Raw genomic sequence first — 6,217 nt, 5'->3', positions numbered from 1 at the left:
CCTAGCGCGAGGAACCGAACCGCGCGGCGTCGAACGCCGCCGAACCCTGCTGCTGCGCCGCGTTATCCGCAGCCTCCTGGTCACCGGTCTGGAACGACCGGTCCATCTCCGACTGGCCCATCAGGATCGCCGAAAGGGAACTGTTCAACTCGTTGGCCACCTCATCGGTACGGGCCTTGAACTCATCGAACTTCACCCGGCCGGCACCGTTGAACTTGCCCTCCAACGGAGCAGCAGCCTCCATCAGGTTCCGCACCAGCTGCCCCAGATCCTCATTCGAGGAACCGGTCTGCTGCGTCAACGTGCCCAGGGTAGAAGAACCCATATCGAATTTCATGAAAAACCACCTTTTGGCACCCCACGGCGCCCTCGTCCGAAACTGTTCCCCCGAGCAGCCGGACGAATCCACCACAAAGGCAAATCCATTTCCGTTGCCGGTAACCCCCATCAAACCCACCAAAACAAAACCGGTCAAGGAAAACACATGGGCAGAACTACCCATCCCCGCCCCCAACGGGATATTCGTCCTGCCAAGTGACCCACCTGGAGGTACCCATCCGGCCCGCGCAGGCCCAATGTGCTTGCAGCAACGGCCTGCGACTGCTAGGCCTGTTGGTAGGCAAAAGGGCGGCCCCTCGGCGCGGACCGGCAGCCTTGCAATGAGCGATGAAGGGAAGTGCCTACCGTGGCCAGGAAAGAACCCCGGATGGAAGACGTCAACGAAAAGGACATCCAGGTGGAGTCCCGGCCCAAGGCCTGGGCTGCGGGCCTGCCGGCGGTGTACCACTCCATGAAGCCCGCCATCGAGCAGATGGGGCTGGCACGGGCGCTGGGAACCACCTTCCGCATGAACCAGAAGGACGGCTTCGACTGCCCAAGCTGCGCCTGGCCCGATCCCAAGCACCGCAGCCCGTTCGAGTACTGCGAGGAGGGCGTCAAGGCCGTCACTTGGGAAGCCACACCTGTGGTGATTTCCTCTGACTTCTGGGCCGAACACAGCCTGACCGAGCTCCGCGAGCGCACCGAATACTGGCTGGGCATGCAGGGACGGCTGACGGAGCCGCTGTACAAGCCGGCGGACGAGGACCACTACCGTCCGGTCAGCTGGGACGAAGCCCTGGACATTGTGGCGCAGCGGCTCAAAAGCCTGGAGTCCCCGCATGAAGCGGCGTTCTACACCAGTGGCCGCACCTCCAATGAGGCGGCATTCCTTTACCAGTTGTTTGTCCGTGCCTACGGCACCAACAACCTGCCGGACTGCTCCAACATGTGCCACGAGTCCTCCGGCTGGGCCATGGGACAGACCATCGGGATCGGCAAGGCCACAGTGACCTATGACGACTTCGGCCAGGCGGACCTGATCATCCTGATGGGCCAGAACCCCGGCACCAACCACCCGCGCATGCTCACCGCACTGGAAGAATGCAAGCGCAACGGCGGCAACATCGTGGCCGTGAATCCCCTGCCTGAAGCCGGGCTGCGGCGCTACAAGAACCCGCAGAAGCCCCGCGGCATTGCCGGCAAGGGCACGGAACTGGCGGACCAGTTCCTGCAGGTCCGGCTGGGCGGGGACATGGCGCTGCTGCAGGCCGTGTCCAAGCGCGTGCTGGAAGCCGAGGCGAAGAACCCGGGCACCGTGCTGGACCACGACTTCCTCGAAAAGCACTGCGAGGGGCTGGCCGACCTGCAGGAACACCTGGCACTGCTCGACGACGCCGAGGTGCTGGAAGCCACCGGCCTCCGCGCGGAGGAAATCGATGAGCTGGCGGACCGCTACCTGAGAGCGGAAAAGGTCATCATCACCTGGGCCATGGGCATCACCCAGCAGAAAAAGGGTGTTGCCACCATCAAGGAAATCATCAACCTGCTGCTGCTGCGCGGCAACATCGGCAAGCCCGGCGCCGGCGCGGCCCCCATCCGCGGGCACAGCAACGTGCAGGGTGACCGCACCATGGGTATCTGGGAGCAGATGCCCGGCACCTTCCTGGACTCGCTGGGCAAGGAGTTCAGTTTCGATCCGCCGCGGGACCACGGGGCCGACGCGGTGGAGACCTTCCACCAGATGCAGGATGGACGCATCAAGTTCTTTATGGCTTTGGGCGGCAACCTGATCTCGGCCATCTCGGACACCCAACTGGCCGAGGAAGCCATGACCAAGACCGACATGTCCGTGCAGATCTCCATCAAGCTCAACCGGTCCCACCTGGTCACCGGCAAGGAAGCACTGATCCTCCCGGTCCTGGGCCGCACCGAGATCGACGTGCAGGAGACCGGCCGGCAGTTCGTGTCGGTGGAGGACACGGTGTGCGTAGTGCATGCCTCGCACGGCGGCGTGGAACCGGTTTCCCCGAACCTGCTGTCGGAACCGGCCCTGATCGCCCGGCTGGGCGCACGGGTGATCCGAGACCGGATCGACGCCGACTGGGCCGGCTATGAAAAGGACTACGACCTGATCCGGGACCATATTTCCCGGGTGGTGGAAGGCTGCGAGGACTACAACGAGCGGATCCGCCATGAAGGCGGGTTTGTCCTGCCCAACGGGCCACGGGATTCCCGTACCTTCCACACGCCCACCGGCAAGGCCATCCTGACCGTCAATGACCTGGAAGCGGTCCAGCGGCCCGAGGGCACCCTGCTGCTGCAGAGCATGCGCTCACATGACCAGTGGAACACCACCATCTACGGGCACAATGACCGCTACCGCGGCATCAAGGGCGGCCGGCACGTGCTCTTTATGAACGCCGGCGACATCACCGAACTGGGCCTGGCGGACGGACAGTACGTGGATATCCACGGCGTCCACCACGACGGCGTGGAGCGGGTGCTGCGCAACTTCCGGGTGGTCTCCTACCCCACGCCGAAGGGATGCGTGGCCGCCTACTATCCCGAAGCCAATGTGCTGGTACCGATGGACCATGTGGCCGAAGGCAGCAACACCCCGGTCTCCAAGACCGTGCTGGTCCGGGTGCAGCCGACGGCTAACGCCGGTGCCGGTCCCGAGGACAAGATGCGTCGGGCCCCGGCTCCGGCCTAGCCGGACGCACGGCGGGGATGCTGCTACTGCGCGGACCCCTTCCAGCCCGGCTGGTCCGGCCCCTCCAGGCCGGTCTCCGCCAGCTGGAAGGCGGTATCCGCGGCTTTGCGCACCGATTCCTCCGCTGACTTCCGCCCGCTGGTGGTGGTCAGCCCGGCGGCGTACCCCACCATAAACGCACTGATCAGGCCGGCATCCGGAGACACCGTCTGCCCGGACTTCCGCCCCAGCTCAATCAGCATGGCCGGCTCCACCTCCAGGTCCAGGATCTGCAGCGCCTGGGTCAGCCGCCGGCTCCAGTCATTCAGCCGGCGTTCTTCAATTTCCGGGTCAGTGCTCATTTCAGGCTCCTTCAGTCGGGTGCGGTGCGAATTCCGGTCCCTCAAGCATTAGCACCGGTGACGCCGCGGACACAATGCGCCGCAGCACCAGCGCCACGCCATATGTGACGCAGACCGCTGCCGGATCGTGTAAGGATATGTCCGGTACTTGTCCAAGTGGTGGGGGGACTGATTTTTGGCGAGCGACTATGACAATCAGCTGATTGAATCCGTTGCCGTGCGACGGAACCGGCTGCTGACTGCCCTGCTCTACGGCGAAAACGAGAACGAACGGCGCTGGGTAGACAGCGTGCGCCTGTTCCTGTTCAGCGTGGCCGCGGCCGCCGTGATAGCGGCTGTCTGCGTGGGGTACTCCTTTGTGAGCAACCTGCTGGAAGAAAACCGGCAGAAACAGGAACAGCAGCGCCAGCAACAGAACTCATCCGCTTTTCATCCGGCGGACTACGACGCCGGCGCCTCCGGCACCAGTCTCTTCATCACCTATCCCATGCAGACAGGATCCTAGCCGCCATGGCGCATGCCTTCACCCGAGTGACCCTGATCGGGTCACGGAGACACCTGGACCTGTTGCTGCCATCCAACCAGCCGGTAGGCACGCTGATGCCGCAGGTCCTGGAAATGCTGAATGACCCTCCCGCTGACGAAGTCGCCGCCAAGGTGCTGGTGGGACCGGACGGAACCGAGCTCTCCGCCGAGACCACCCTCAGCAACGCAGACATTGCCGACGGTTCCTCGCTGATGCTCTGCAACGCTTCCGAAGCCCCGCCGGCACCGGTGGTGTACGACGTCACGGACCTGGTGGTTAGTGAGACCGAGGCCGTCTCGGGCCGCTGGACCAACCGTTTCCGGGAGCTGACCGCCGGTGTCTTCGCCGCCGTCGGCCTTTGGGCGGGCGCCGAACTGCTGCTGGCAGCCCTGGCTCCGGACGATGCCTGGTGGCTGTTGCTCTCCGCGTCCCTGATCCTGCTGGTGGCGGGGACGGCGGCGGCGCGGCCGCCCCGCACGTCGGCCATCGGACCGACCCTCCAGGGCGCGGGCTGGCTGCTGGGCCTGGGCGCACTCCTGCGCAGCGGCCTGCCGCTGGAACCCACGGCACTGCTGCTGGCAGCCCTCTCGGTCCTGACCCTCGTCGGGATGGGACTGAGCGCGCCCAATCCGCGGGCCCTGTTCACCGGTGCCGGAACCCTGGCCCTGGCTGCGACCCTCTGGGCTGCTGCCGGACTGATCTCCCGCGATCCGGTACACACGGCCGCCCTGGCCACCGCCGCCAGCGTGCTGCTGCTGGGCCTGCTGCCCAAGCTGGCCCTGGCCACCTCCGGCTTGGCCACGCTGGATGACCAGCGGGCCAAGGGCGGCACCATCGGCCGCACCGACGCCCTCGAGGCAGTGGCCGGAGCGCACCGCGGCCTGACCCTTGGCACCGTACTGACCGCCGTGTCCATCGCCTTGGGGCTGTGGATGCTGGGCACGGACACGGCGGACCAGAAATGGACGCTCCCGCTGCTGCTGGCATTGGTCCTGGCCGTTTTCCTGCGCGCCCGGTCCTTTCCCCTGGCTGCGGAACGGATCTCCCTTTACGCCGCGTCCGGCGTGGGACTGGTGGCGCTGACCGCCGCTTCCCTGCGCTTCTTCCCCGACCAGCCGTGGGTTGCCGGACTTGCCGTGCTCCTGCTTGCCGCGTGCATCGCGGTCAGCCTGACGCTGAACCTGCCGGACCACACGGCAGCCCGCCTGCGGCTGCTGGCCAAGCGCCTGGAGACCATCGCGATCCTGGCATCGGTCCCGCTGATCATCGGCATGTTCGGCATCTTCAGCCAGCTGCTGGGCAGCTTCTGATGCTCCCTGCTCCGCTCCCCCGGGACACCGTTCCCTTCCGTACCGCTGATCCGGCCGCTGCTGCCGGTGGAGGACACCAGTCATGACCCAATCCGTGAACGCCGATCCGGTACCGTACGGCGCCCCAGGCATCGCCACTGCGGACGGTTTCGAATCCACGCCGCAGCGGCTCCGCCGCACCCTGCGGACCCGTCCCGCCGAGGGGCCGGTACGCCGTGTCCTGGGCACCGCCGGGAACCTCTTCCGCGGAGACGACTATCCCCGCCTGCTGGCCGAGGCAGCCGCCGGAGCGCAGGTGCCGGTGGCGACCGGCCGGCGGATCTCCGTCATCGGTTCCCGCGGCGGCGCCGGAAAGAGCACCGTTGCCGCCCTGCTGGGCTGCGTTTACTCCTCCATGCGCACCGACGCGGTCACGGTCTTGGACAACGCACCCGCCGCCGGGACACTGGCCCTGCGCGCCGGCGTCCCGGACGCCCCGTCCCTCGACGCCGCGGCCGAGCAGCTGGCCCGCCGCCAGCCGGCGTCGTTGTCCGACCTCGCCGCACTCCTCACCCAGGCCGGGCCGGGCAACCTCCTGGTCACCGGCCGGCGCGGCACCCACCCCCGTCCGGCGTCCGACGACGCCGCGAAGGCCCTCTCGCTGGCCATCTCCCGCTACTGCCCCCTCACCGTGCTGGACTGCGGCACCGGACTGGACCTGCCCTCCACGCGCTGGGCGCTGGGCCAGTCGCACCTGGCCGTGTTCGCCACGCCTGCCTCCGTGGCCGGGCTGGAAGATGCCGCCGCCTATGCCGCCGCCTGGCGCCGGGATCCTGCCCTGGCCGCCACCCGGCTGCTGGTGGTTGTGGTGCAGACACTGCCCGACGGACCGTTCCGGGCCGACGCGGAAGCCCGCCGGCTGGCGCGGGGCGGGGTCGACGCCGTCGGGCTGGGCTATGACCGGCACCTTGCGGCGGGAGTCGAAATCAGCCTGGGGCTGCTGGCCCGCCGCACCCGCCTGGAGGCC

The 6,217-nt window shown here is 67.1% G+C and carries 6 protein-coding genes; 4 read left to right on the top strand and 2 right to left on the bottom strand.

From position 1 onward, the window contains the following. Position 1: 1 nt before the first annotated feature. Positions 2-325 (bottom strand): hypothetical protein, encoded by a 324-nt coding sequence (locus AC5RUF_RS16175; RefSeq protein WP_494131269.1) that lies wholly within the window; start codon positions 323-325, stop codon positions 2-4. Between the two features lie 360 nt (positions 326-685). On the opposite strand from AC5RUF_RS16175, the gene AC5RUF_RS16170 reads away from it, so the two are divergent. Then, positions 686-3,034 carry an FdhF/YdeP family oxidoreductase gene (locus AC5RUF_RS16170; RefSeq protein ID WP_494131268.1) on the top strand — a complete coding sequence of 783 codons (2,349 nt, stop codon included), beginning with the start codon at positions 686-688 and terminating at the stop codon, positions 3,032-3,034. Positions 3,035-3,057: 23 nt separating this feature from the next. Here AC5RUF_RS16170 and AC5RUF_RS16165 read toward each other — a convergent pair whose 3' ends face one another. Continuing rightward, positions 3,058-3,375 carry a DUF6457 domain-containing protein gene (locus AC5RUF_RS16165; RefSeq protein WP_493996197.1) on the bottom strand — a complete coding sequence of 106 codons (318 nt, stop codon included), beginning with the start codon at positions 3,373-3,375 and terminating at the stop codon, positions 3,058-3,060. Between the two features lie 175 nt (positions 3,376-3,550). On the opposite strand from AC5RUF_RS16165, the gene AC5RUF_RS16160 reads away from it, so the two are divergent. The 3 genes from AC5RUF_RS16160 to AC5RUF_RS16150 form a co-directional block, all read left to right on the top strand. Then, positions 3,551-3,880 (top strand): hypothetical protein, encoded by a 330-nt coding sequence (locus tag AC5RUF_RS16160; protein ID WP_493996198.1) that lies wholly within the window; start codon positions 3,551-3,553, stop codon positions 3,878-3,880. 5 nt (positions 3,881-3,885) lie between these two features. Further along, positions 3,886-5,211 (top strand): type VII secretion integral membrane protein EccD, encoded by a 1,326-nt coding sequence (gene eccD, locus AC5RUF_RS16155; protein WP_494131267.1) that lies wholly within the window; start codon positions 3,886-3,888, stop codon positions 5,209-5,211. An 82-nt stretch (positions 5,212-5,293) separates the two neighbouring features. Continuing rightward, the coding region (locus AC5RUF_RS16150) for a CpaE/TadZ family protein (protein WP_494131266.1) at positions 5,294-6,217 on the top strand (924 nt) is incomplete at its 3' end.

This window comes from Arthrobacter sp. Y3224198 (assembly GCF_059090025.1).
Note: the sequence above shows the minus strand (reverse complement) of the source record. Positions and strands in the feature narration are given on the sequence as shown.